We start from the raw sequence: 20,948 nt of genomic DNA, 5'->3' as shown, positions 1-20,948 counted from the left end.
TAGCGCGGGCAGCCGCAGCGCGGCCCGGGTCATCCTGCGGTCCCGTCGGCAGGTCCCCCCTGCCCCGGACCGCGGAACGGCTGCCCGCGTTCCCCCTCGGAAGTGGCTCAGTGGCAGCTGATCCCGCCGGGCCCGTCACCCCATGAGCAGGAGTCGAGCTGGGTGCCGCTCGGCTTGATGAGGCGGGCCTTGTCGCCGGTGTTGTTCCAGACGTACGAGCCGCGGCCCCAGTAGCGCACGCCGGAGGCGTTGGTGCCCTTGCCGGTGCGGACCTTGACCGTCTTGCCGGCGCCGATGTTGTAGCTGCCGAACGTGTACGTGTAGCCGGTGTTGTCCTTGAGCTTGTAGCCCTTGAGCTGGATCGCGGAGCGGGTGTTGTTGTGGATGTTCACCCACTCCGCGTTCAGCGACGAGTTCGACCGGTTGTCGCTGCCGGGGCTGTCGTACTGGATGTAGCCCAGGTGCAGACCGCCCTGGTGGGCGGCCGCGGAGGCCGGGGCCGCGGCGAGCAGGGAGACCGACAGGACGCCGGCCGCCAGGGCGGCGGAGGCCGTGGAACGTATGCGCAAGATGTGCTCCGAATGTGAAGTTCTCGTGGAGAGGTGTCGAGCATACGGGCTGCGCTGCCCTGAATTGGCGCGGTAGGTCCTATTCCGCTTGTGGAGATTGACCTCTCAACCGCGCCCGACGTACGGCATGTTGGTCGCCAGGACCGTCGCGAACTGCACGTTCGCCTCCAGGGGCAGCTCGGCCATGTGCCGCACCGTGCGCGCCACGTCCGCGACATCCATCACCGGCTCCGGCGCCAGCGTTCCGTTCGCCTGGAGGATCCCGGTCCGCATGCGCTCCGTCATGTCGGTCGCCGCGTTGCCGATGTCGATCTGGCCGCACGCGATCCGGTACGGACGCCCGTCCAGGGACAGTGACTTCGTCAGCCCGGTCAGCGCGTGCTTCGTCGTCGTGTACGCGGTCGAGCGAGGCCGCGGCGTGTGCGCCGAGATGGAGCCGTTGTTGATGATCCGGCCGCCCTGCGGGTCCTGCTCCTTCATCTGCCGGAACGCCGCCTGGGCGCACAGGAACGCGCCGTTGAGGTTCGTGTCGACGACATGGCGCCAGGCGTCGTACTCCAGGTCCTCGACCGGGACCGCGGGCCCGAACGTGCCCGCGTTGTTGAAGAGCAGGCCGAGGCGGCCGAACCGGTCGCGTACGGCGGCGAAGAGCGCGGCCACGTCGTCAGGGCTGGAGACGTCGGTCCGTACGGAGAGTGACCTGGCCGCGGCCTCGGGGGCGAGGGCCGCCGTCGCGTCGAGGGTCTCGGTGCGGCGGCCCGCGAGCGCCACCTGCCAGCCCGCGCGCAGCAGTTCGACGGCGACGGCCCGGCCGATGCCGGAGCCCGCGCCGGTCACCAGGGCGGTGGGTACGGCGGCCGGTTCGTGCGGTTCCGGGGCGTTGTTCTGAGCGTTCATGGCCCCGGAGCGTACGGCAGGAGGGGTCATACGGAGATCACTCATCCGCCATGTGGCGGCTGTGCGCATGACAGGTCGCGGTCGTCCCCCGGCACTCCAATTTCCTCTGACAACAACCGTCAGGGGAGGGTCACATGACAGCCGTAGGACGCCATCCGAGCCAGCACTCGCCCGAAATGCGTGCCGTGGCGGGCCACTTGGGCCGCCGCCGCTTCCTCACCGTCACGGGCGCCGCCGCCGCGCTCGCCTTCGCCACGAACCTGCCGGCCGCGGGCACCGCCGCCGCCGCCGAGTTCGACGCGCGGAAGATCACCGCCGACCCGTTCACGCTCGGCGTGGCCTCCGGCGACCCGCTGCCCGGCTCCGTCCTGCTGTGGACGCGCCTGGCCCCGTCCCCGTACGAGGCGGACAGCGGTCTGCCCGCCCAGCGCATAGCCGTCGAATGGGAGCTCGCGCACGACGAGCGCTTCCGGCGCGTCGTGCGGCGCGGCACGGCCACCGCGCACCCGGAGTTCAACCACTCCGTCCACGTCGAGGTCGACCACCTCGCGCCGGGCAGCGTCTACTACTACCGCTTCCGCACCGGCACGTGGGTCAGCGGCACCGGCCGGACACGCACCGCGCCCTCCGCCCACGCCCGCACCTCGGCCCTCACCCTCGCCGCGGTCTCCTGCCAGGCCTACCACGACGGCTACTTCACGGCCTACAAGCACCTCGCCGCCGACGCCTCCGTGGACGTCGTCTTCCACCTCGGCGACTACCTCTACGAGTACGCCGTGAACTCCGCCGGCGGCGTCCGCGCCTACACGGGCGCCGACGCACTGCCCGCCCACTTCAACCGCGAGACCGTGACGCTGGAGGACTACCGGCTGCGGTACGCGCTCTACAAGTCCGACCCGGACCTGCGGGCCGCGCACGCCGCGCACCCCTTCGTCGTCACCTGGGACGACCACGAGACAGAGAACAACTACGCGGACGACATCGACGAACAGGACGGCCCGCCCGCCGAGTTCCTGCTCCGCCGCGCCTCCGCGTACCGCGCCTACTGGGAGAACCAGCCCCTGCGCCGCCCGCAACTCCCGCAGGGCCCCGACGCCCAGATGTACCGGCGCCTGATCTGGGGCAAGCTGGCCCAGTTCGACATCCTCGACACCCGTCAGTACCGCTCCAACCAGGCATACGGCGACGGCTCGCACGTCCCCGGTCCCGAGTCGGACGACCCGGCGCGCACCATCACCGGCGCCACGCAGGAGCGGTGGCTCATCGACGGCTGGCGCCGCTCGGACGCCCTGTGGAACGTCGTCCCGCAGCAGGTCACCTTCTCGCAGCGCAAGCTCGACCTGAACGCGGCCGCGAAGGTGTCCATGGACGCGTGGGACGGCTACCGCGCCTCGCGCGGGCGGGTCCTCGCCGGGGCCAGGGCGGCCCGCGTCGACAACCTGATGGTGCTCACCGGCGACGTGCACGTGGGCTACGCCTTCGACATCAAGGACAACTTCGACGACCCGTCGTCGAAGACCCTCGGCACGGAGATCGTCGCCACGTCCGTCAGCAGCGGCAAGGACGGCGCGGACAAGCCGGCGAACTGGGGCACGTACACCCAGGCCAACCCGCACCTGAAGTTCTACAACGGACGCCGCGGCTACGTGACGGTCGCCCTCGGCGAACACGAGGCCCGAGCCGACTTCAAGACGGTCCCGGCGGTGACGACGCCGGGGGCCCCGATCACCACGGCGGCGTCCTTCGTCACGACGGTGGGCAACCAGGGCCTGCGCCCGGCATAACGGGGGCCGGCCACCCCGCGCCCCTGATTCTTTCGGGGGCGCGGGGGAGTCCCTTCTGCGAGACCGCGCGCGGGGACTGCCTTTCGCCCCCACCGGGAGTCGCCTTCTCAGGGGCGCGGGCACCTGTCTTCAGGGGCGCGGGCACCTGTCTTCAGGGGCGCGGGGAACTGCGCGACAAGCCCCCCACCGGGCGTCACCCGGCGACGAAACCGCAACGCACCGGCCCGGACGCCGCTACCGCTCCGACGGATACCGCACCCCGATCCGCTCCCGGACGGAGTCCAACGTGCGCATCACCGCCAGAGAACCGGCAAGCGGCACAAGCGGCGACTCCGTGTCCCCGGCCCGCAGCCGGTGCATCACCTCACCCGCCTCATGCCGGAGGCTGTCGCGAGGCCCGTGGGCCGCCTCCGCCGTGAACTCCTGCGGCTCCCGCCCGTCGCGGTGCAGCACGAACCGTTCCGGGTAGAAGAAGCCGTGCGGAATGTCGATACGGCCCTGGGAGCCGGTGATGGACGCGGTGACCGGAGTGCCCGCGTCGATCGAGCAGTCGAGCAGCGCGTGAGCACCGCTCTCCCACGAGAGCAGCATCCCCGTACGGAGATCAACGCCCTCGTCCGAGAGCGCCGCTCTCGCAGTGACCTCCGACGGCTCACCGAGGATCAGGTGAGCGAAAGACACCGGGTACACGCCGAGATCGAGCAGCGCGCCCCCTCCCTGCGCCGGATCGCGCAGCCGGTGCGCCGGAGGGAAGGGGCCCGCGAGCCCGAAGTCGGCCTGCACCGTCCGGACGTCACCGACCGCACCGTCGTCGACCAGCGCCTTCAGCTTCCTGATCAGCGGATGGCAGTACATCCACATGGCCTCCATCAGGAAGAGGCCGCGGCTGCGGGCGAGCGTCACCAGCTCCTCCGCCTCGCGCGAGTTCAGCGTGAACGCCTTCTCGCACAGGACCGCCCGTCCCGCCTCCAGGCACAGCCCGGCGGCCGCGCGGTGCGCCGAGTGCGGGGTCGCGACGTACACGACATCCACGTCCTCGTCCCCGGCGAGCGAGGACCAGTCCCCGTAGGCCCGCGGTATCCCGAACCGATCGGCGAACGCCTTCGCCGAGGCCTCGGAGCGGGACGCCACGGCGACGACCTCCGCGTCCGGCATGTCGAGAAGGTTCGCCGTGAAGGACGCGGCGATGCCCCCGGTCGCCAGGACGCCCCACCGCACACGCTCACGTTCCACCACTGAAGGCCCCCTGCCAGGTTCCGGCCGCTGCCCTGGCCGGCACGTCACGAAATGTGGTCTCAACCAATGCACCTGAGCTGAGAGCATAGGTAATCGAATGAACGACCGGGAGGGGAACCGCATGCCGGACCACGGCCGCCAGCACGCGTCCGCGCGCGAAGCGCAGCGCATACCGGAGGCACCACCCGTCGCGGGGCCCACGCTCACCGCCCGCCGCCGCACCGGCTTCCTGGTCACCCTCGTACTCGGCGGACTCACCGCCGTACCGCCGCTGTCCATGGACATGTACCTCCCGGCACTCCCGGAGGTCACCGGCGCGCTGCACACCTCGGCCGCCACCGCCCAGCTCACCCTCACCGCCTGCCTCACCGGCATGGCGCTCGGGCAGCTCGCGGTCGGCCCGATGAGCGACAAGTGGGGCCGCAGGCGCCCCCTCCTCATCGGACTCCTTCTCTACATCGCCGCCACCGCGGTCTGCGCCCTCGCCCCCACGGCCCCGCTCCTCATCGGCTTCCGCCTGGTGCAGGGCCTCGCCGGGGCCGCCGGCATCGTGATCGCCCGGGCGGTCGTGCGCGACCTGTACGACGGCGTCGAGATGGCGCGCTTCTTCTCCACCCTCATGCTGATCTCCGGCGTCGCCCCGATCGTGGCGCCCCTCATCGGCGGCCAGGTCCTGCGGATCACGGACTGGCGCGGCATCTTCGTCGTCCTCACCGCCGTCGGCATCGCGCTGACCGCCCTCGTCTGGAAGGGCCTGCCCGAGACGCTCGCCCCCGAACGGCGGCACAGCGGCGGCACGGCCGAGGCGCTGCGCACCATGCGCGGCCTCCTTGCCGACCGCGTCTTCACCGGCTACATGATCGCGGGCGGCTTCGTCTTCGCCGCCCTCTTCGCCTACATCAGCGCATCGCCGTTCGTGGTCCAGGAGATCTACGGCGCCTCGCCCCAGACCTTCAGCCTCCTGTTCGGCATCAACTCCGTCGGACTGATCGCCGTGGGCCAGATCAACGGCAAGCTCCTCGTCGGCCGCGTCAGCCTCGACAAGGCGCTCGGCGTCGGCCTGTGCGTCATCGCGCTCGCCTCCGCCGCGCTCCTGCTCATGGCGACCGGCGTCTTCGGCGACGTGGGACTCGTACCGATCGCGGCGGGACTGTTCGTCCTCATGTCCGCGATGGGCCTCGCCATGCCCAACACCAACGCCCTCGCCCTGATGCGCACCCCGCACGCCGCGGGCTCCGCCTCCGCGCTCCTCGGCACCTCCTCCTTCCTGGTCGGCGCCATCGCCTCACCGCTCGTGGGCATCGCGGGCGAGGGCACCGCCGTCCCGATGGCCGTCGTCCAGCTGGCCTGCGCCCTGGCGGCCGTCGCATGCTTCTTGGGACTGTGCCGCCCCTGGCAGCGCGGGACCGGGCCGACGCGGGAGGCGGAGCACTGAGTACCCCACGACTGCGCCCCGGCACCCCCGAACGCGCCGGGCTCGACCCCGACGGGCTGCGCCGCCTCGTCCAGGACGTGCGCGAACTGCCCCGCGGGGCGCGCCCCTGGTGCGCGGGCGCCGTCGTCCTCGCGGGCCGCGGCCCGGTCGTCGCCGCGCACGAGGCGGCGGGCTGGGCGACGCGGTACCTCGCCTACGACGAGACGGCCGACCGGGGCGTCGAGCTCCCGCCCGCGTCGCGCGTCCCCATGCGCCCCGGCACGGCCTTCGACCTCGCCTCCCTCACCAAGCTCTTCACCACCGTCGCCGCCGTGCAGCAGCTGGAGCGCGGCACCCTCGGCATCGACGCGCGGGTGGGCGCGTACGTCCCCGAGTTCACCGCCGCCGCCGAGCACGACGTCACGATCCGCCAGCTCCTCACCCACACCTCGGGCCTGCGCCCCGAACTCCCGCTCTACGACTGCCCGGACGACGCGGCGCGCCTGGCGGCCCTGCGCACCGAGGCCCCGTCGTCCCCGGCCGGCGCCTACCTCTACTCCGACCTCAACATGCTGCTGCTCCAGCAGGTCCTGGAGCGCATCGCGCAGCGCCCCCTCGACGTCCTCGTGCGCGACGGCATCACCCGGCCCCTCGGCATGACGGCGACGGGCTTCGGCCCGCACCCCGGCGCCGCCGCCACCGAGGACCAGCGCCGCCCCTGGGCCAAGGCCGACCGGGGCCTCCTGCGCGGCATCGTCCACGACGAGAACGCCTGGGCGCTGGGCGGTGTCGCCGGTCACGCGGGCCTCTTCTCCACGGCGTACGACCTCGCCGTCCTGTGCCGCACCCTGCTCAACGGCGGCTCGTACGGCACCGCCCGCATCCTCGGCCCCGACTACGTCGAGCTGATGCTGACGGCGCCCGGCCTCGGCTTCCAGCTCGACCAGCCCTGGTTCATGGGCGAGCTCGCGGGCCGTGGCGCGGCCGGACACTGCGGCTTCACCGGCACGTCGCTCGTCCTCGACCGCGCCACGGACACGTTCCTGATCCTTCTCGCGAACACGGTCCACCCGCGCCGCAGGCCCCCGCAGAACGGGCCGCGCGCCTCGGCGGCGACGCGTCTCGCGCGGGCCGTGGGCGCGTAGGCGGTCCCCGCCGCGACCGTAGAATCAGGGGGTGAACGCCCCCCTGACCCCTTACTCGCCCGCCTCCCCGGCCGACACCCTGCGCGCGGCCCTCGCGGGGCTGCTCGACGGGCTGCCGCCCACGCAGGCGGCCCGCGCCGTCGAACGGCTGATCGCGAGCTACCGGGGGAGCACCCCGACGGACGCGCCGATCCTGCGGGACCGCGCCGACGTCGCCGCCTACGCCGCGTACCGGATGCCGGCCACCTTCGAGGCGGTCCGCTCGGCGCTCGGCGCGCTCGCCGACGCGGCGCCCGAGGGCTGGGCGCCCGGGAGCCAGGTCGACGTGGGCGGCGGGACGGGCGCCGCGGTCTGGGCCGTCGCTGACACCTGGGCCGGCGAGCGCCCGGTCACCGTCCTCGACTGGGCCGAGCCCGCGCTCGCCCTCGGACGTGAACTGGCCGGTTCCTGCGACCGGTTGACGTCCGCGCGGTGGCAGCGCTCCCGTATCGGAGCGGCGCTCACCATCGAGAGCACCGATCTCGTGACGGTCTCGTACGTCCTCAAGGAACTGACCGCGGACGACCGCCGCTCCGTGGTCGACGCCGCGGCCGCCGCCGCGAGCCCCGACGGGGCCGTGGTCGTCGTCGAGCCCGGCACCCCCGACGGCTACGAGCGGATCATCGAGGCACGCCGGCGCCTGATCGACGCCGGATTCCACGTCGCCGCGCCCTGCCCCCACAGCGCTGCCTGCCCCATCGAGCCCGGCACCGACTGGTGCCACTTCTCGGCCCGGGTCAGCCGGTCGTCGCTGCACCGCCAGGTCAAGGGCGGATCGCTCGCGTACGAGGACGAGAAGTTCAGCTACGTGGCCGCGACCCGTTTCGCCCCCGAGCGCCCCGCGGCCCGGATCACCCGCCGCCCCCAGATCCGCAAGGGCCAGGTACTCCTTGACCTGTGCGAGGCGGAGGGCGCGCTGGGCCGCGAAACGGTGACGAAGCGGCACGGGCCGCTGTACCGGGCGGCCCGCGACGCCGACTGGGGCGACGCCTGGCCTCCGGCCCCGTAGGGCCGCCGCTCGGCGTTCGGGCCGGCCGCGAGCAGCCGTGGGCTGCGCGCCCAGTTCCCCGCCCCCTTGGCGCGCGCACGCCCTCGTGGGGCGGGGAGCTGCGCGATCAACCACAGACACCCCGCACCCGGCAGACAAGGTCAGGCCCCGAGCTCCTAGCCGCGAAGCTCCGGCGTGCAGCACTCGACGCCGGAAATGGAGACGGTACGTCTCGCCTCGCCCGCTGATACATTCGAGCCATGGCCCAGAAGACCGCTCCCGACTCCAACCGCCGCAGCGAGCGCTCACGCCGCGCGATCTACGACGCCGCCCTCACTCTCGTCGCCGAGATCGGCTATCCCAAGACGACCATCGAGGGCATCGCCGCCCGCGCGGGCGTCGGCAAGCAGACGATCTACCGCTGGTGGTCCTCCAAGGCGGAGGTCCTCATGGAGGCCTTCATCGACCTCGGCGTCCAGGCGGCGGAGGCCGCCGGAGCGGGCGACTGGGCGGAGGCGGACGGCATCCCGGACACCGGCGACATCGAGGCCGACCTCAAGGCGGTCCTGCGCGCCACCGTCGACGAGCTGCTCGACCCCCGCTACGACGCCCCCGCCCGTGCCCTCGCCGCCGAGGGAGTCGCCAATCCGGCCTTCGGCGAGGAGTTCGTCGGCCGCCTCCTCATGCCCGCCCTCGAGCTGTACGTACGCCGGCTGCGTGCCGCGCAGGACGCCGGCCAGATCCGCGCCGACGTCGACCCGTACATCGCCCGCGACCTGTTCTCCGCGCCGCTCGCCCAGCGCTGGCTCCAGGGCACGGGCCCTCTGGACCACGCCTACGCCGACGCTCTCGTCGAGTACGCCCTCTACGGGCTCAGCCCCCGCTGACCCGCGCCCGCACGGCCGACGGGGTGCGGGCCAGCAGGCCCGGCGCGTCCGTGATCACGCCGTTGCAGCCGAGCCGCAGCACGCGGTCCCGCTGGCGCGGTGAATCCACCGTGTGCGCCCACACCCGCGGGATCCCGGACCGCACGGCCCGTACGAGATCGGCGTCGCGCGCCTTGTAGTCCACGTCGAGCAGGTCGACGAACCGGGCCCAGCGCGCCGGGCGGTCCGTGCGCATCTGGACCTCCGAGCGCCACAGCTGCGACGTGAGGCCCATGTCGTGGGCGCGCAGGGCGACGGCCGGGTCGTTGGAGTTCACGAACACCGACCGGGCAAGGCCCCGGCGCTGGATCATCGCGGCGATCCCGTCCAGGCTCCGCGGGTCCTTCGCCTCCATCATCAGCACGGTGCGGCCGCCGAGACGGTCGAGGACCTCGGCGGCCGTCGGCAGCGGCTCCGCGCGCCAGTGGCCCGGCAGCGAGGCCTTCGGACGCATCCGCACGCGCGCCCACTGCCGGGCGTCGATCCTCTTCACCCGGCCCGACGCGTACGTCGTGCGGTCCAGGGTCGGGTCGTGCAGGACCACGATCGTGCCGTCGCGAAGCATCCGGGTGTCGAAGTCGAGTACCTGCGCGGTGCCGCGCTCAAAGGCGGCCGTCAGGCCCGACATGCTGTTCTCCGGGACTTCCAGGGCGCCGCCGCGGTGTGCCGTGTAGACGATGCGGGGGAGGCTGCCGACGGTCAGGGGACCGGCGCCCCACTCGACGGGGGAGAGGGCCAGCGGGGCGAGAACCAGGAGCCCGCCGAGGCCCGTCAGCGCAGTCCGTGTGACCATGCCGACCACGGTAGGCGGGCAAATCACCGTATAGCCGGTAATGACACCCGATTATCTTCCGCGCCTCGTATCGCTCGGCATCGCCCCGGGTACCCCGGATGTGGACGGTGGCCACCCGCGGCGCAGGATGGTGCGACCATGGGACATGCTTCTCGGTACTACGGCGAGGTGAGGGGATTGATGGGCGCGGAGTACGGCCGCCGGTCCGGCGGACAGGGCAGGATCTCCCAGTGGCTGCGCGCCAGGCGCCCCAAGGAGGCCGAGGGCGACGACGGCCGTGAGGCCCTTCTGCTGGCCGCCGCGGACGCGGGACTGCCGCTCGCACCCGCCGCGTACCCGACCGACTACCGGTGTTCGTGCAGCCGCATCGGCTGTCCCACGCCCGGCAGGCACCCCGTCTCGTTCGCCTGGCAGACGCAGTCCACGACGGACCGCGGCCAGATCGAGCGCTGGGCCCGGCACCAGCCGCAGGCCAACTTCATCACCGCGACCGGCATGGTCCACGACGTCCTCGACGTCCCGCTGGAGGCCGGCAAAGAGGCCCTCGAACGCCTTCTCGCGGCCGGCATCGACGTGGGCCCCGTCGCCGAGTCCGGCGGCGACCGCATGCTTTTCTTCACCGCCACCCGAGGCACCCCCGACGACGAGGACGAGTGGTGGCCCTGCGAGCTGGACTGCCACCCCGAGACGATGGACGAGCACCCCGGCCTGCGCTGGCACTGCCGCGGCTCGTACGTGCCCGTGCCGCCCGCCCGGCTCCCCGGCGACCTGACCGTCGACTGGCTGCGCGGCCTCGAACACCCGCTGCCGGACCCGCTCACCCTGCTCGAAGCCCTCACCGACGCCTGCGCACGCTACGTGGGCGAGGAAAAGGACTTCACGTCAGCCTGGCCCTCACGCGGCTGAAGGGCGAGGGCCGGCAGCTCACGGAGAGCGTCAGCTGCCCTTGGCGCCCGTAAGTCCCTCGAGCCGCGTCAGTATCTCGACGTCGCCGCCCTTGGCCGGGTCGACGGCGACCTGGTTCGAGACGCGCTCCAGCGTCAGCGACTGCTTGACGTCGCCCGTCATGAGCGCCTTCACGTTCTCGTTGTCGACCGTGATGCTCAGGCCCTTGGACGCCGTCTGCTTCTCGTAGTGGTGCGTGGCGAAGAACACCATCGCCCCGCCGTCCGCGGTCCGCAGACCCAGCGGCGCGTAGTCGCCCGACGTCATCGGCTCGTCGACGTACTGCCGGGCGAGACCCGGGCGGCTCGCGTTCTTCTCGCGCGTGGTCCGCCACAGCGACGTGTGCCGGCCCGGCGCGAAACCGTCCCCGCCGTCCTGCAGATACGTCGCGTACTTCCGGCTCATGTCCTGCGGCGCCACCGCGAGCCCCGCGGCGTCCGCCGTCACGGGCTGCGCCCAGCCGTCCTTGTCCTTCTTGAACTCGGGGACGTCACCGGGCGACATGAGCGTCAGATACGACACCTGCCACGGCCGGTTCACATCGTCGCGGGTGAAGACCAGCATCCACCGGAAGTCGCCGCCCCGGTTGGCCTGTGTGTTCGCGACGAACCAGCGGGGCCAGCCCGCCTTCTTGGGGATGGTGAACTCGGCGTCGGACAGCTCGAGCGCCGAGTGGTTCGGGTTGCCGTCGGGGTGATTGACGTGCCCGGCCTTCAGCTTGGCCGCGTCGATCGCGCCGAGCGCGCCCGTCACATGGTCCTCGTCGAGGGACCCGTCGTACGCCTTGTCGGCCTTGTTGTACGCGGCGGTGAAATCCTTCAGGGCGCGGGCGGCCTCGGCCTTGGTGGCCGCCGGGAGGACCTCCCGCTCCCCGTGCACCGTCACACACCCGCTCGCCGTCAGCGCCACGACGGTCGCGAGGGCCGCCGCCGTCACCGGTTTCCTGAGACCACGAGGCCTGCGGAGGAGCTTGCTCATCGGTTCTCTTCACCTTCCCCTTCCCGGGCCCGAACCCTATCGGGGAGGGGAGCGGCGGATACGCCCGGATCAGGCTTTGGCGGACTCGCGGGGAGACTGCGCCTCGGACTTCGGCTTCCGGGACAGGAAACCGGCGGGCGCGAGGAACACCGCGAGCGTCGTGATCAAGTACAGCAGCCAGACGACGACTTGGAGGACCGTCGGATCGGGCTGGAAGTTGAACACGCCCTTGAGGAGCGTGCCGTACCAGCTGTCCGGCGGGATCGTCCCGCTGATGTCGAACGCCTTACTGGACAGACCCCCCAGGAACTGCGCCTCCTGAAGGTCGTGCACGCCGTACGCGAGGACGCCCGCGGCCACGATCACCAGCATGCCGCCGGTCCACGTGAAGAACTTCGCCAGGTTGATCCGCAGGGCGCCCCGGTAGAACAGCCAGCCGAGGACGACCGCCGTCAGCAGACCCAGCAGGACACCGATCAGCGGACCGTGCGTGCCGTCGTTCGACGCGCGCACCGACGCCCATACGAACAGGGCAGTCTCAAGACCCTCGCGGCCCACCGCCAGGAACGCGGTCGCGACCAGCGCGGCCGTACCCATCTGGAGCGCCGCGTCCAGCTTGCCGTGCAGCTCCGACTTCAGATGCCGCGCGGTGCGCCGCATCCAGAAGACCATCCACGTCACCAGGCCCACGGCGATGACCGACAGCGAACCGCCGAGCGCCTCCTGCGCCTCGAACGTCAGCTCCTGCGAGCCGAAGGTCAGCGCGAAACCGAAGCCGAGCGCCACGGCGACGGCGATGGCGATGCCGATCCAGATGGGACGCAGCGCGTCCCTCCGCTCGGTCTTCACCAGATACGCGATGAGGATGCAGACGACGAGGCTGGCCTCGAGTCCCTCGCGCAGACCGATCAGATAGTTGCCGAACATCGTGTCCTCATGCCTCCTTGGAGAACAGCGCCCGGCCCCACCAGTCGCCGGAGTCCCGGACGCCCGGCGGGACGGCGAAGACGGCCGAACCCACGTGCTGGATGTACTCGTTGAGCGCGTCACCGCGCGACAGGTTGCGCTGTACGCGGATGAACCCCTTGCGCACGTCCTTCTGGTAGGCCAGGAAGAACAGACCGGCCTCCAGACGGCCGAGACCGTCCGTGCCGTCGGTGAAGGAGTAGCCGCGGCGCAGGATGGTCGCCCCCGCGTTGGAGTCGGGGTGCGCGAGCCGCACGTGCGCGTCCGGCTTCATCGCCTTCAGGAACGGCTCGTCGCGCTCCTTCGCCTTGCCGACCGGGGCGCCCTCGCCCTTGTCGCGGCCGAAGACGTCCTCCTGCTCCTGGAGCGACGTACGGTCCCACGTCTCGATGTTCATCCGGATGCGCCGGGCGACCAGGTACGAACCCCCGGTCATCCAGGCCGAGTCGGCGTCCGTGTCCTTGGCGCCGACCCACACGTGATCGTCCAGGCGGGCGGTCTCGGTGCCGGCGATGTTGCGGGTGCCGTCCTTGAAGCCCATCAGGTTGCGCGGGGTCTGCGCGTCCGGGGTCGTCGACGAGGTCTTGCCGAAGCCGAGCTGGGACCAGCGGATGGCGACCTTGCCGAAGCCGATCCTGGCCAGATTGCGGATGGCGTGCACGGCGATCTGCGGATCGTCGGCGCAGGCCTGGATGCACAGGTCGCCGTCACTGCGGGCCTTGTCGAGATTGTCGCCGGGGAACTTCGGCAGGTCGACGAGAGCCTCCGGCCGCCGGTCCGCAAGCCCGAACTTCTCGAACAGGGACGGGCCGAAGCCGATGGTGAGCGTGAGCCGGGACGGCTTGAGGCCGAGCGCCTCGCCGGTGTCGTCCGGCGGCGCCTCGGGCAGCCCGCCGTAGGCGCCCTCGCCGACCGCGTGCCCCTCCGTCATGCGGGACGCGGCCTTCGTCCAGTCCTTCAGGAGCTGCACGAACTCGTCGCGGTCGTCGGTCTTCACGTCGAACGACGCGAAGTGCAGACGATCCTGCACGGCGGTGGCGATGCCGGCCTGGTGCGCGCCGTGGAACGGCACGGCGCCGCCCGAGTCGGCGACCGGCTGAGGATCGTCACCGGTCCGCGTCACGGCGACGGCGCCCCCCGCGGCGGCGGCACCGAGCGCGAGCCCGGCTCCGCCCACCGCGAGCAGCGAACGACGCGACGGCGTACGGGAGTTGTCCGATCCGACCGAGACATCGGTGGTGGTGTCCGTCATTCCTGACCCCTTACCTGAGTACCCGGAGGACTACTTGACGACGGCGGCGGCGAGCTTGGACAGCGGCTCCGCGAGCGCGTTCACCGCGTCCGAGAGCTCCTTGCGGTCCGCCTTGCCGACCTTGTCGTAGGAGATGAACTCGTAGGAGGTCTTGTCCTTGCGGTACTTGTCGAGCAGCGTGTCCAGGGCGGCGAACTGCTTGTCGAGCTCCGTCGTCAGCGCGGCGTCGTTCTCCGCGGCGACGGGCTTGAGCAGGTCGTACGCCTTCTCGGCACCTTCGACGTTGCCCTTGAAGTCGACGAGGTCGGTGTGCGAGTAGCGCTCCTCCTCGCCGGTGACCTTGCCGGTGGCGACCTCGTCGAGGAGCTCCTTGGCGCCGTTGGCCATGGAGGTCGGCGTGATGTCCGCCTTGCCGACGCGGGTCTGCCAGTCCTTGAGGTCCTTGTCGAGCTGCGTCGCCAGGTCCTTCTCGCGCGAGCCGATCTTCTTGTCCTGCCACAGCGCCTTCTCCAGGCGGTGCCAGCCGGTCCAGTCCGTCTTCGGGTCCTGCCCCTCCTCCAGGCCGTCCGCGCGGACGTCGACCTTCGGGTCGATGTCACCGAAGGACTCGGCGACGGGCTCCGTGCGCTCCCAGCCGATACGGGACGGGGCGTACGCGGCCTGCGCGGCCTTCAGGTCACCCTTGCGCACGGCGTCCGTGAACGTCGTGACCTTGGGCAGCGTCTCGTCGGCCTGCTCCTGCGCGTACGTCCGGTAGGCGGCGACGGCCTTGTCCAGGCGGGCGTCACGCTTGACGGCCTTGCCGCCGGTGACGGTCACCTTCTGCCGGATGCCGTCGCCCTTCATGCCGGGCTTGCAGGCGATCTCGTACGAGCCGGCCTTCACCTCGGCGGTGAGCTTCTGCTTGGTGCCGGGGCCGATGTTCTCGCGCTCGCTGACGATCCGGTCGTCCGGGAACAGGACGTAGACCTCGGTGACCTTGGAGCCCTTGTTCTCTATGGAGAGCTCGACATGGCCGGCCGGGAACTCGGTCTTGGAGACGTCGCACTTGTCGTCCGTGGCGGTGACCTCGACGACGCGGTCGCCACCGGACTTGGAGTCGCTCTTCTGGGTGCAGCCCGTGACGGCGGCCAGGGTCGCCGCGGTGGCGGCGGCGGTGACAACAGTGAGTCGGACGGCTCGCATGCGGGCTCCAAGACGGTGAGGCACAGTGAGTGAGGCGGACCTAACTTAACCGAGGCTTACCTCAGTGCTACCCGGGGGTCCAGTGATTCAGCTCTCACAAAAGAGCACCGATCGCGCCCCGGCCACAAGCGACCCATGGGCGACCCGAAATCAAGCAAAGGAAAGGCAAAGAAGCATCGCCCCCCACCGAATGATTGACTGTCCCGGTGACGGACTACGACGTGCTCCGAGTCTTCTGCGGCCCTCATGGCGACCACGGCAATGAGCTGGGAGTCGTACGAGAGGGAAGCGACGTCCCCGACGGGGGCGAGCGACAGGCCCTGGCGGCGAAGCTGGGCTTCAGCGAGACGGTGTTCGTGGACGACCCCGAGCGCGGTGTCATCGACATCTACACGCCGACCACGCGCCTCCCCTTCGCCGGACACCCCTGCGTGGGCGCCGCCTGGCTCCTGGACGTACCCGAACTGGTCACGCCCGCAGGCGTGGTGGGCACGCGGCTGGACGGCGAGTTCACCTGGATCGAGGCGCGACCGCAGTGGGCACCGCCCCGGACGCTGCGCGAGTACGCCTCGGCGTCGGAGGTGGAGGAACTCCAAGTCCCCCCGCCGGGCGAGTGGATCTACGCCTGGGCGTGGGAGGACGTGGCGGCGGGGAGGGTGAGGGCCCGGGGGTTCCCGGGCAGGAACGACGGAATCGAAGAGGACGAGGCGACGGGAGCGGCGGCACTCCTGCTCACGGCACACCTGCACAGAGCCCTGAACATCACGCAGGGCAAAGGCTCTCAAATCCTCACGGCTCCCCAGCCGGAAGGGCTGATCGAGGTGGGCGGCAGGGTTCGCCTCACCTGATCAGGCAGCGCTGCTGAATTCCTCGCCAAGAGCCTTGAAGACGGCGGTGTTCAGGGCGAACGCCCGCTTGCACTCGGCCACGATGCGCTGCTTCTCCAGCTCATCGACACGAACACCGTCCAGCAGGGCGCGATAACTGCGCTTGAAGGCGGCGGGGTTCGGAACCTGCTCGAACACATAGAACCGCACGCCATCACCCTTGCGGGCGAAGCCCCAGTTCTTCTCGGCCTTGTCGCGGATGATCTGCCCACCGGACAGATCCCCCAGGTACCGGGTGTAGTGATGGGCGACGTAGCCCCCCGGCCACTCCCGGGCGCACTCGGCAACGCGTGAGGCGTAGGCCTGAGTGGCCGGAAGCGCGGAAACACCGTCGCGCCAGCCGTCTCCCCGCAGATGGGCCAGATCCCGCTCGATGGCGGACACCCGAAACAACTCGGGCTGTATGAAAGGCCCGGCGACGGCGGACCCCTCCAGTCGCCCCGAGGCCCCCTCCAACGCCCGGTAGACGAACCACAGTTGCTCGGTGTACCGGGCGTAGGCGTCGACGCCGAGGGCTCCGCCGAGAAGGTCGCTCATGAACGTGGTGCTCTCGGCCTCTGTGTGCTGCTCGTGGGAGGCGGTGCGGATCAGGGTGGAGAACGGCGTGCCCATGAGACCTCCAGATCGCTAAACTTAGGCTTACCTAACTTATCAGGTTCCCGACGTCCTGTCGGTAAAAACGCTACCCCGATCAGCCGCCGAGGCAACGCAAAAGGCCCGCCCCACCAACGGGACGGGCCTGCGGACGAATCCACGACGTCAGGGCAGAGTGAGAATCTCCGCACCGGTCTCGGTCACGACAAGGGTGTGCTCGAACTGAGCGGTCCGCTTGCGGTCCTTGGTCACGACGGTCCACCCGTCGTCCCACATGTCGTACTCATGGGTGCCGAGCGTGAGCATGGGCTCGATGGTGAAGGTCATCCCGGGCTGGATGACGGTGGTGGCGTGGGGGCTGTCGTAGTGCGGAATGATCAGGCCGGAGTGGAACGACGAGTTGATCCCGTGCCCGGTGAAGTCCCGCACGACGCCATAGCCGAAGCGCTTGGCGTACGACTCGATGACGCGGCCGATGATATTGATCTGACGCCCCGGCCGGACGGCCTTGATGGCCCGGTTGAGGGACTCACGGGTCCGCTCGACAAGAAGCCGGGACTCCTCGTCGACATCACCGACCAGATAGGTGGCGTTGTTGTCGCCGTGAACACCGCCGATGTAGGCGGTCACGTCGAGGTTGACGATGTCGCCGTCGTTCAGGACGGTGGAATCGGGGATCCCGTGGCAGATGACCTCGTTGACGGAGGTGCACAGCGACTTCGGGAAGTTGCGGTAGCCGAGGGTCGACGGGTACGCGCCGTGGTCGACCATGTACTCGTGCGCGACGCGGTCGAGTTCGTCCGTGGTCACACCGGGCGCGATGGCCTTGGCGGCCTCCTCCATCGCCTGCGCGGCGATCCGGCCGGCGAGGCGCATGGCCTCGACCGTCTCCGGGGTCTGGATCTCGGGACCCTTGTACGGCGTGGGCGCGGGCTTGCCCACGTACTCGGGACGCCGGATGTTTCCGGGTACGGAACGAGTGGGAGAGAGCTCCCCTGGTACGAGCAGCGACTGGCCAGACATGCCAGCGAGTGTATCGAGCGGCTGTGGGGGACCATGGTCATGGCGAGAGGAGCCGAAGATGGCCCTGTTCAAGAGGCGGACCGTCGGGAAGCCCGGCGAGTGGTACTACTGCCTGGAGCACCAGAAGGTCGAGGAGGGGCCCGACTGCCCCAACAAGGACCGTTTCGGCCCGTACGCGTCACGCACCGAGGCGGAACACGCGATGGAGACGGCGCGTGAACGAAACCTCGAATGGGAGACGGACCCCAAGTGGCACGACGCCACGGCCAAGGACGAGGACGACAAGACCTGACGCCCCCCCGCCGCATAGGAGACGGGGAGCAGGAGCCCCACAGGGCGCTCGGCCGCCCACGCCACAGGCCGGAAACAGCGAAGCCCGCCGGGCGGTCAGCCGCGTACGAGACGGGAACTGGCGCAGGGAGCGAAAGTCCCACCGAACGGTCGACCGCGACGAGACGGGCCTGAAAGGCAGCGAGTCCCACCGGCCGTGAGACGCCGATGAGACGGGGCTCGAAAGGCGGCGAGTCCCACCGGCGATCAGCCGCGTACGAGACGGGAGGGGACGTGGGGGCATGTGCGCGCGGAGCCACCAGCACCACGTACAGGCAATCAGCTAGCTGACGAAAACCCATAGAGCAGCGAGCACGTACGTGCCCCCGCGGCCCCGCACCCGAAAGCGCACCGGCCGAAGACAGCCGGCACCCGCCGCCGCACCAGCACCCACCACCCACCCTTCAAGCGCAAACAGCCACCCCCACCCACCCCCGCCCCCCATCACGCCTACCACCCCGCAGGCGGCGGCGAGGTCAGATGATCCGCAAGACGGGACAGCCGATCACGCAAACGCCGACGAGGCCCCCGGGCCGGCCCGCCGACGGGATTCTCGCCCGCGGCCGCGCTGACCAGATGCTGCGCCGTATCGAGGTCGAGATCGGGCCCGGGCGTGAGCGCCTCATGGGCCATGGCATGCAGATCACGGTCACCCGAGTCGATGGCCAGAACCGTGGCCCCCGCCCGCCGGGCGTCATGCACCCGCTCCAGCAACTCCTCACCCGGCGCCCCAGGCGCGACAACGAGCAGAGTCTCGCCCCGCCGGGCCGCCTCGATGCGCCCGAGCCCCACCGCGAGATGGGCCGGATCCCCGACCCCCGCCCGGTGCCGCACGAGCGTGGGCGACAGCTCGGGCATCCCGGACCAGGCGGCCTCGTCCACGAGATGCGCGGCGAGATGCCACGGCTCGTACTCGGGCGTGCCGACGAGAAGCAGCCCGCCCCCATGCGGCACGACCGAGGTCCGCAGCGCACCCGCGAAGCGGCGCGCGGCGCCCAGCCACTCGGTTCCGGCGAGTACTTCCCGCAGCAGTGCGACCCGTACGGCGTCCATGCCTGCGCATACTGCCTCAACAGTTCACTCGTCAGGCCGAGTTCACCGGGAATTCCCTCTGGGTGGGGAGGGATGGGGGGTGCTGACTGAGACGTCTGTTCCCTTCCGCGCGGGGCGCGAGGGATACGCGAGCTTCCGGATCCCCGCAGCGGTCATGACACGCTCCGGCGTGCTGCTCGCGTTCTGCGAGGGACGAGTGGGATCGAGCAAGGACCACGGGAACATCGACGTGGTCCTGAAGAGATCCACGGACGGCGGCCGCACCTGGGACCCGCTCCAGGTGGTGGCGGCGAACGGCAACGACCTGGCGGGAAACCCGGCGCCGGTGGTCCTGGACACGGGACGGGTCCTGATCGTCCACGTGAGGAACGCGGCAGGGGCAACGGAAACGGCGATCAGACGGGGCGAGGTCGAGCCCGAGGACGGACGCCGGGTCTGGGTGCAGCACAGCGACGACGAGGGCCTGACCTGGTCGTCGCCCAGGGAGATCACGGCACAGGCGAAGAACAAGGACTGGCGCTGGTACGCCACAGGCCCGGGCCACGCGATCCAGACACAGAGCGGACGAGTGGTGGTACCGGCCAACCACTCCCTCCCGCCCGCCGGAGGCGACACCGGTACGGAGGGAAAGTACGACGGAGGCCACTGCCTGCTGAGCGACGACAGGGGCAGGACCTGGCGGCTCGGTTACGTGGACGACCACCCGGACGGCTATGTGAACGTGAACGAGACGACCGCGGTCGAACTGCCGGACGGGCGGCTGTACTTCAACGCTCGCAACGACTCGCCCGCGCCGGGCACAAGGGCGGACGCGACGTCGCAGGACGGCGGCGAGAGCCTGGTCAGGGCATTCCGCCCGCAGGCGGGCCTGGTGGGCCCGGTGGTGGAGGGGAGCCTGCTGAGGCTGGGGGAGGTGCTGCTGTTCGCGGGCCCGGCGGACCCCGGGTTCAGGGCGCTGATGAGCGTGCGGACGAGCGAGGACGAGGGCGTGACATGGCGGGTGGCCCACACGGTGGACGGCCTGCCGGCGGCCTACTCCGACCTGGTGCAGGCCGATCCCGAGACCGTCGGACTGCTGTACGAGACGGGAGACTTCAGCGCGTACGAGACGATCACGTTCAGGCGGATCCCGGTCGCCGCGCTGGTGGGCCGTACGTCTGAGTAAGGTCGCTGTATGACCTCTACGGACAGTGTGCAGAAGGCCCCCGCGAAGGACCCCTGGGACCTCCCCGACGTATCGGGGCTGGTGGTAGGCGTGCTGGGCGGCACGGGCGACCAGGGCCGCGGGCTCGCCTACCGGCTGGCTAGGGCCGGCCAGAAGGTGATCATCGGATCCCGCGCGGCGGAGCGCGCGCAGGCGGCGGCGGACGAGCTGGGCCTGGGCGTCGAGGGCGCGGCGAACGCGGAGTGTGCGCACCGCAGCGACGTCGTGATCGTGGCGGTGCCGTGGGAGGGCCACGGCAAGACGCTCGAATCGCTGCGCGAGGAGCTCGCGGGCAAGCTCGTGGTCGACTGCGTCAACCCGCTGGGCTTCGACAAGAAGGGCGCGTACGCGCTGAAGCCGGAGGAGGGCAGCGCGGCGGAGCAGGCCGCGGCGCTGCTGCCGGACTCGCGGGTGACGGCGGCGTTCCACCACCTGTCGGCCGTGCTCCTCCAGGACGAGACGGTCGAAGAGATCGACACGGACGTGATGGTGCTGGGCGAGTCGCGGGCGGACACGGAGATCGTCCAGGCGCTGGCGGGCCGCATTCCGGGCATGCGGGGAGTCTTCGCGGGCCGGCTGCGAGGCGCGCACCAGGTGGAGTCGCTGGTCGCGAATCTGATCTCGGTGAACCGCCGCTACAAGGCACACGCGGGCCTGCGGATCACCGACGTCTGACCGGCGCGCGTCACCGCGGTGCGGCCGCGGAAGGGCATGGGGGACACTGGTCGGCGTACAACTCT

The 20,948-nt window shown here is 70.9% G+C and carries 21 protein-coding genes; 10 read left to right on the top strand and 11 right to left on the bottom strand.

All coding sequences use genetic code 11. The features are described from left to right. Positions 1 to 107: 107 nt before the first annotated feature. Both ACWIGU_RS26165 and ACWIGU_RS26160 read right to left on the bottom strand, forming a co-directional pair. On the bottom strand, positions 108 to 569 hold the full coding sequence (locus ACWIGU_RS26165) for a lamin tail domain-containing protein (RefSeq protein ID WP_454404136.1): 462 nt from the start codon (positions 567 to 569) through the stop codon (positions 108 to 110). Between the two features lie 105 nt (positions 570 to 674). Next, the gene (locus ACWIGU_RS26160) at positions 675 to 1,466 is read right to left on the bottom strand and encodes an SDR family oxidoreductase (RefSeq protein ID WP_454404135.1); all 792 of its coding nucleotides are present in this window, start codon (positions 1,464 to 1,466) and stop codon (positions 675 to 677) included. Between the two features lie 134 nt (positions 1,467 to 1,600). On the opposite strand from ACWIGU_RS26160, the gene ACWIGU_RS26155 reads away from it, so the two are divergent. Continuing rightward, a complete protein-coding gene (locus ACWIGU_RS26155; RefSeq protein ID WP_454404134.1) occupies positions 1,601 to 3,250 on the top strand; it encodes an alkaline phosphatase D family protein in 1,650 nt (549 codons plus the stop codon). A gap of 234 nt (positions 3,251 to 3,484) precedes the next feature. Here ACWIGU_RS26155 and ACWIGU_RS26150 read toward each other — a convergent pair whose 3' ends face one another. Continuing rightward, on the bottom strand, positions 3,485 to 4,483 hold the full coding sequence (locus ACWIGU_RS26150) for a Gfo/Idh/MocA family protein (protein WP_454404133.1): 999 nt from the start codon (positions 4,481 to 4,483) through the stop codon (positions 3,485 to 3,487). A 124-nt stretch (positions 4,484 to 4,607) separates the two neighbouring features. Between ACWIGU_RS26150 and ACWIGU_RS26145 the strand changes: the two genes are divergently transcribed. The 4 genes from ACWIGU_RS26145 to ACWIGU_RS26130 all read left to right on the top strand — a co-directional run bounded on the left by ACWIGU_RS26145 (position 4,608) and on the right by ACWIGU_RS26130 (position 8,959). After that, the gene (locus ACWIGU_RS26145) at positions 4,608 to 5,921 is read left to right on the top strand and encodes a multidrug effflux MFS transporter (RefSeq protein WP_454404320.1); all 1,314 of its coding nucleotides are present in this window, start codon (positions 4,608 to 4,610) and stop codon (positions 5,919 to 5,921) included. Continuing rightward, positions 5,855 to 7,045: a serine hydrolase domain-containing protein gene (locus tag ACWIGU_RS26140; RefSeq protein ID WP_454404132.1), complete on the top strand. Its 1,191-nt coding sequence runs from the start codon at positions 5,855 to 5,857 to the stop codon at positions 7,043 to 7,045. Before ACWIGU_RS26145 ends, ACWIGU_RS26140 begins: the two co-directional genes overlap by 67 nt. Positions 7,046 to 7,076: 31 nt before the next feature. Continuing rightward, positions 7,077 to 8,093, top strand: a complete 1,017-nt coding sequence (locus ACWIGU_RS26135; protein ID WP_454404131.1) for a small ribosomal subunit Rsm22 family protein — start codon at positions 7,077 to 7,079, stop codon at positions 8,091 to 8,093. 239 nt (positions 8,094 to 8,332) lie between these two features. After that, positions 8,333 to 8,959, top strand: coding sequence for a TetR/AcrR family transcriptional regulator (locus ACWIGU_RS26130; RefSeq protein WP_454404130.1), 627 nt, complete (start codon positions 8,333 to 8,335; stop codon positions 8,957 to 8,959). On the opposite strand, the gene ACWIGU_RS26125 is transcribed toward ACWIGU_RS26130, so the two are convergent. Beyond that, a complete protein-coding gene (locus ACWIGU_RS26125) occupies positions 8,946 to 9,791 on the bottom strand; it encodes a glycerophosphodiester phosphodiesterase (protein WP_454404129.1) in 846 nt (281 codons plus the stop codon). The genes ACWIGU_RS26130 and ACWIGU_RS26125 overlap by 14 nt on opposite strands. Before the next feature lie 180 nt (positions 9,792 to 9,971). Between ACWIGU_RS26125 and ACWIGU_RS26120 the strand changes: the two genes are divergently transcribed. Further along, positions 9,972 to 10,697 (top strand): bifunctional DNA primase/polymerase, encoded by a 726-nt coding sequence (locus ACWIGU_RS26120; RefSeq protein ID WP_454404319.1) that lies wholly within the window; start codon positions 9,972 to 9,974, stop codon positions 10,695 to 10,697. A gap of 30 nt (positions 10,698 to 10,727) precedes the next feature. Here ACWIGU_RS26120 and ACWIGU_RS26115 read toward each other — a convergent pair whose 3' ends face one another. The 4 genes from ACWIGU_RS26115 to efeO form a co-directional block, all read right to left on the bottom strand. Next, positions 10,728 to 11,714, bottom strand: a complete 987-nt coding sequence (locus tag ACWIGU_RS26115; protein WP_454404128.1) for a hypothetical protein — start codon at positions 11,712 to 11,714, stop codon at positions 10,728 to 10,730. A 69-nt stretch (positions 11,715 to 11,783) separates the two neighbouring features. Then, on the bottom strand, positions 11,784 to 12,641 hold the full coding sequence (efeU, locus tag ACWIGU_RS26110) for an iron uptake transporter permease EfeU (protein WP_454404127.1): 858 nt from the start codon (positions 12,639 to 12,641) through the stop codon (positions 11,784 to 11,786). A gap of 7 nt (positions 12,642 to 12,648) precedes the next feature. After that, entirely contained in the window at positions 12,649 to 13,932 is a 1,284-nt protein-coding gene (efeB, locus tag ACWIGU_RS26105) for an iron uptake transporter deferrochelatase/peroxidase subunit (RefSeq protein WP_454404126.1), read from the bottom strand. Between the two features lie 30 nt (positions 13,933 to 13,962). Beyond that, a complete protein-coding gene (efeO, locus tag ACWIGU_RS26100; protein ID WP_454404125.1) occupies positions 13,963 to 15,117 on the bottom strand; it encodes an iron uptake system protein EfeO in 1,155 nt (384 codons plus the stop codon). Positions 15,118 to 15,323: 206 nt separating this feature from the next. Between efeO and ACWIGU_RS26095 the strand changes: the two genes are divergently transcribed. Continuing rightward, positions 15,324 to 15,965, top strand: a complete 642-nt coding sequence (locus tag ACWIGU_RS26095) for a PhzF family phenazine biosynthesis protein (protein WP_454404124.1) — start codon at positions 15,324 to 15,326, stop codon at positions 15,963 to 15,965. Here ACWIGU_RS26095 and ACWIGU_RS26090 read toward each other — a convergent pair whose 3' ends face one another. Together ACWIGU_RS26090 and map are read right to left on the bottom strand one after the other, a co-directional pair. Further along, entirely contained in the window at positions 15,966 to 16,616 is a 651-nt protein-coding gene (locus ACWIGU_RS26090) for a biliverdin-producing heme oxygenase (RefSeq protein ID WP_454404123.1), read from the bottom strand. A gap of 147 nt (positions 16,617 to 16,763) precedes the next feature. Then, on the bottom strand, positions 16,764 to 17,621 hold the full coding sequence (gene map, locus ACWIGU_RS26085; RefSeq protein ID WP_454404122.1) for a type I methionyl aminopeptidase: 858 nt from the start codon (positions 17,619 to 17,621) through the stop codon (positions 16,764 to 16,766). A gap of 58 nt (positions 17,622 to 17,679) precedes the next feature. Here map and ACWIGU_RS26080 point away from each other — a divergent pair, with 58 nt between their 5' ends. After that, positions 17,680 to 17,913 (top strand): hypothetical protein, encoded by a 234-nt coding sequence (locus ACWIGU_RS26080; protein ID WP_100592054.1) that lies wholly within the window; start codon positions 17,680 to 17,682, stop codon positions 17,911 to 17,913. Positions 17,914 to 18,401: 488 nt separating this feature from the next. Here ACWIGU_RS26080 and ACWIGU_RS26075 read toward each other — a convergent pair whose 3' ends face one another. After that, positions 18,402 to 19,004, bottom strand: coding sequence for a hypothetical protein (locus ACWIGU_RS26075; RefSeq protein WP_454404121.1), 603 nt, complete (start codon positions 19,002 to 19,004; stop codon positions 18,402 to 18,404). 82 nt (positions 19,005 to 19,086) lie between these two features. Here ACWIGU_RS26075 and ACWIGU_RS26070 point away from each other — a divergent pair, with 82 nt between their 5' ends. Together ACWIGU_RS26070 and npdG are read left to right on the top strand one after the other, a co-directional pair. Continuing rightward, positions 19,087 to 20,169 (top strand): sialidase family protein, encoded by a 1,083-nt coding sequence (locus ACWIGU_RS26070; RefSeq protein ID WP_454404318.1) that lies wholly within the window; start codon positions 19,087 to 19,089, stop codon positions 20,167 to 20,169. A gap of 9 nt (positions 20,170 to 20,178) precedes the next feature. Continuing rightward, positions 20,179 to 20,883, top strand: a complete 705-nt coding sequence (gene npdG / locus ACWIGU_RS26065; protein ID WP_454404120.1) for an NADPH-dependent F420 reductase — start codon at positions 20,179 to 20,181, stop codon at positions 20,881 to 20,883. Positions 20,884 to 20,948 lie beyond the last annotated feature (65 nt).

This window comes from Streptomyces sp. NPDC055400 (assembly GCF_053644375.1).
This window is presented reverse-complemented; position numbering and strand designations above follow the sequence as displayed.

Excerpts from the sequence above, each read along its gene's own strand:
- ACWIGU_RS26160 (WP_454404135.1), bottom strand. The coding sequence starts at position 1,466 with ATGAACGCTCAGAACAACGCCCCGGAACCGCACGAACCGGCCGCCGTA.
- ACWIGU_RS26155 (WP_454404134.1), top strand. The coding sequence starts at position 1,601 with ATGACAGCCGTAGGACGCCATCCGAGCCAGCACTCGCCCGAAATGCGT.
- ACWIGU_RS26145 (WP_454404320.1), top strand. The coding sequence starts at position 4,608 with ATGCCGGACCACGGCCGCCAGCACGCGTCCGCGCGCGAAGCGCAGCGC.
- ACWIGU_RS26140 (WP_454404132.1), top strand. The coding sequence starts at position 5,855 with ATGCTTCTTGGGACTGTGCCGCCCCTGGCAGCGCGGGACCGGGCCGAC.
- ACWIGU_RS26130 (WP_454404130.1), top strand. The coding sequence starts at position 8,333 with ATGGCCCAGAAGACCGCTCCCGACTCCAACCGCCGCAGCGAGCGCTCA.
- ACWIGU_RS26125 (WP_454404129.1), bottom strand. The coding sequence starts at position 9,791 with ATGGTCACACGGACTGCGCTGACGGGCCTCGGCGGGCTCCTGGTTCTC.
- ACWIGU_RS26120 (WP_454404319.1), top strand. The coding sequence starts at position 9,972 with ATGGGCGCGGAGTACGGCCGCCGGTCCGGCGGACAGGGCAGGATCTCC.
- ACWIGU_RS26115 (WP_454404128.1), bottom strand. The coding sequence starts at position 11,714 with ATGAGCAAGCTCCTCCGCAGGCCTCGTGGTCTCAGGAAACCGGTGACG.
- efeU (WP_454404127.1), bottom strand. The coding sequence starts at position 12,641 with ATGTTCGGCAACTATCTGATCGGTCTGCGCGAGGGACTCGAGGCCAGC.
- efeB (WP_454404126.1), bottom strand. The coding sequence starts at position 13,932 with ATGACGGACACCACCACCGATGTCTCGGTCGGATCGGACAACTCCCGT.
- efeO (WP_454404125.1), bottom strand. The coding sequence starts at position 15,117 with ATGCGAGCCGTCCGACTCACTGTTGTCACCGCCGCCGCCACCGCGGCG.
- ACWIGU_RS26090 (WP_454404123.1), bottom strand. The coding sequence starts at position 16,616 with ATGGGCACGCCGTTCTCCACCCTGATCCGCACCGCCTCCCACGAGCAG.
- map (WP_454404122.1), bottom strand. The coding sequence starts at position 17,621 with ATGTCTGGCCAGTCGCTGCTCGTACCAGGGGAGCTCTCTCCCACTCGT.
- ACWIGU_RS26080 (WP_100592054.1), top strand. The coding sequence starts at position 17,680 with ATGGCCCTGTTCAAGAGGCGGACCGTCGGGAAGCCCGGCGAGTGGTAC.
- ACWIGU_RS26075 (WP_454404121.1), bottom strand. The coding sequence starts at position 19,004 with ATGGACGCCGTACGGGTCGCACTGCTGCGGGAAGTACTCGCCGGAACC.
- npdG (WP_454404120.1), top strand. The coding sequence starts at position 20,179 with ATGACCTCTACGGACAGTGTGCAGAAGGCCCCCGCGAAGGACCCCTGG.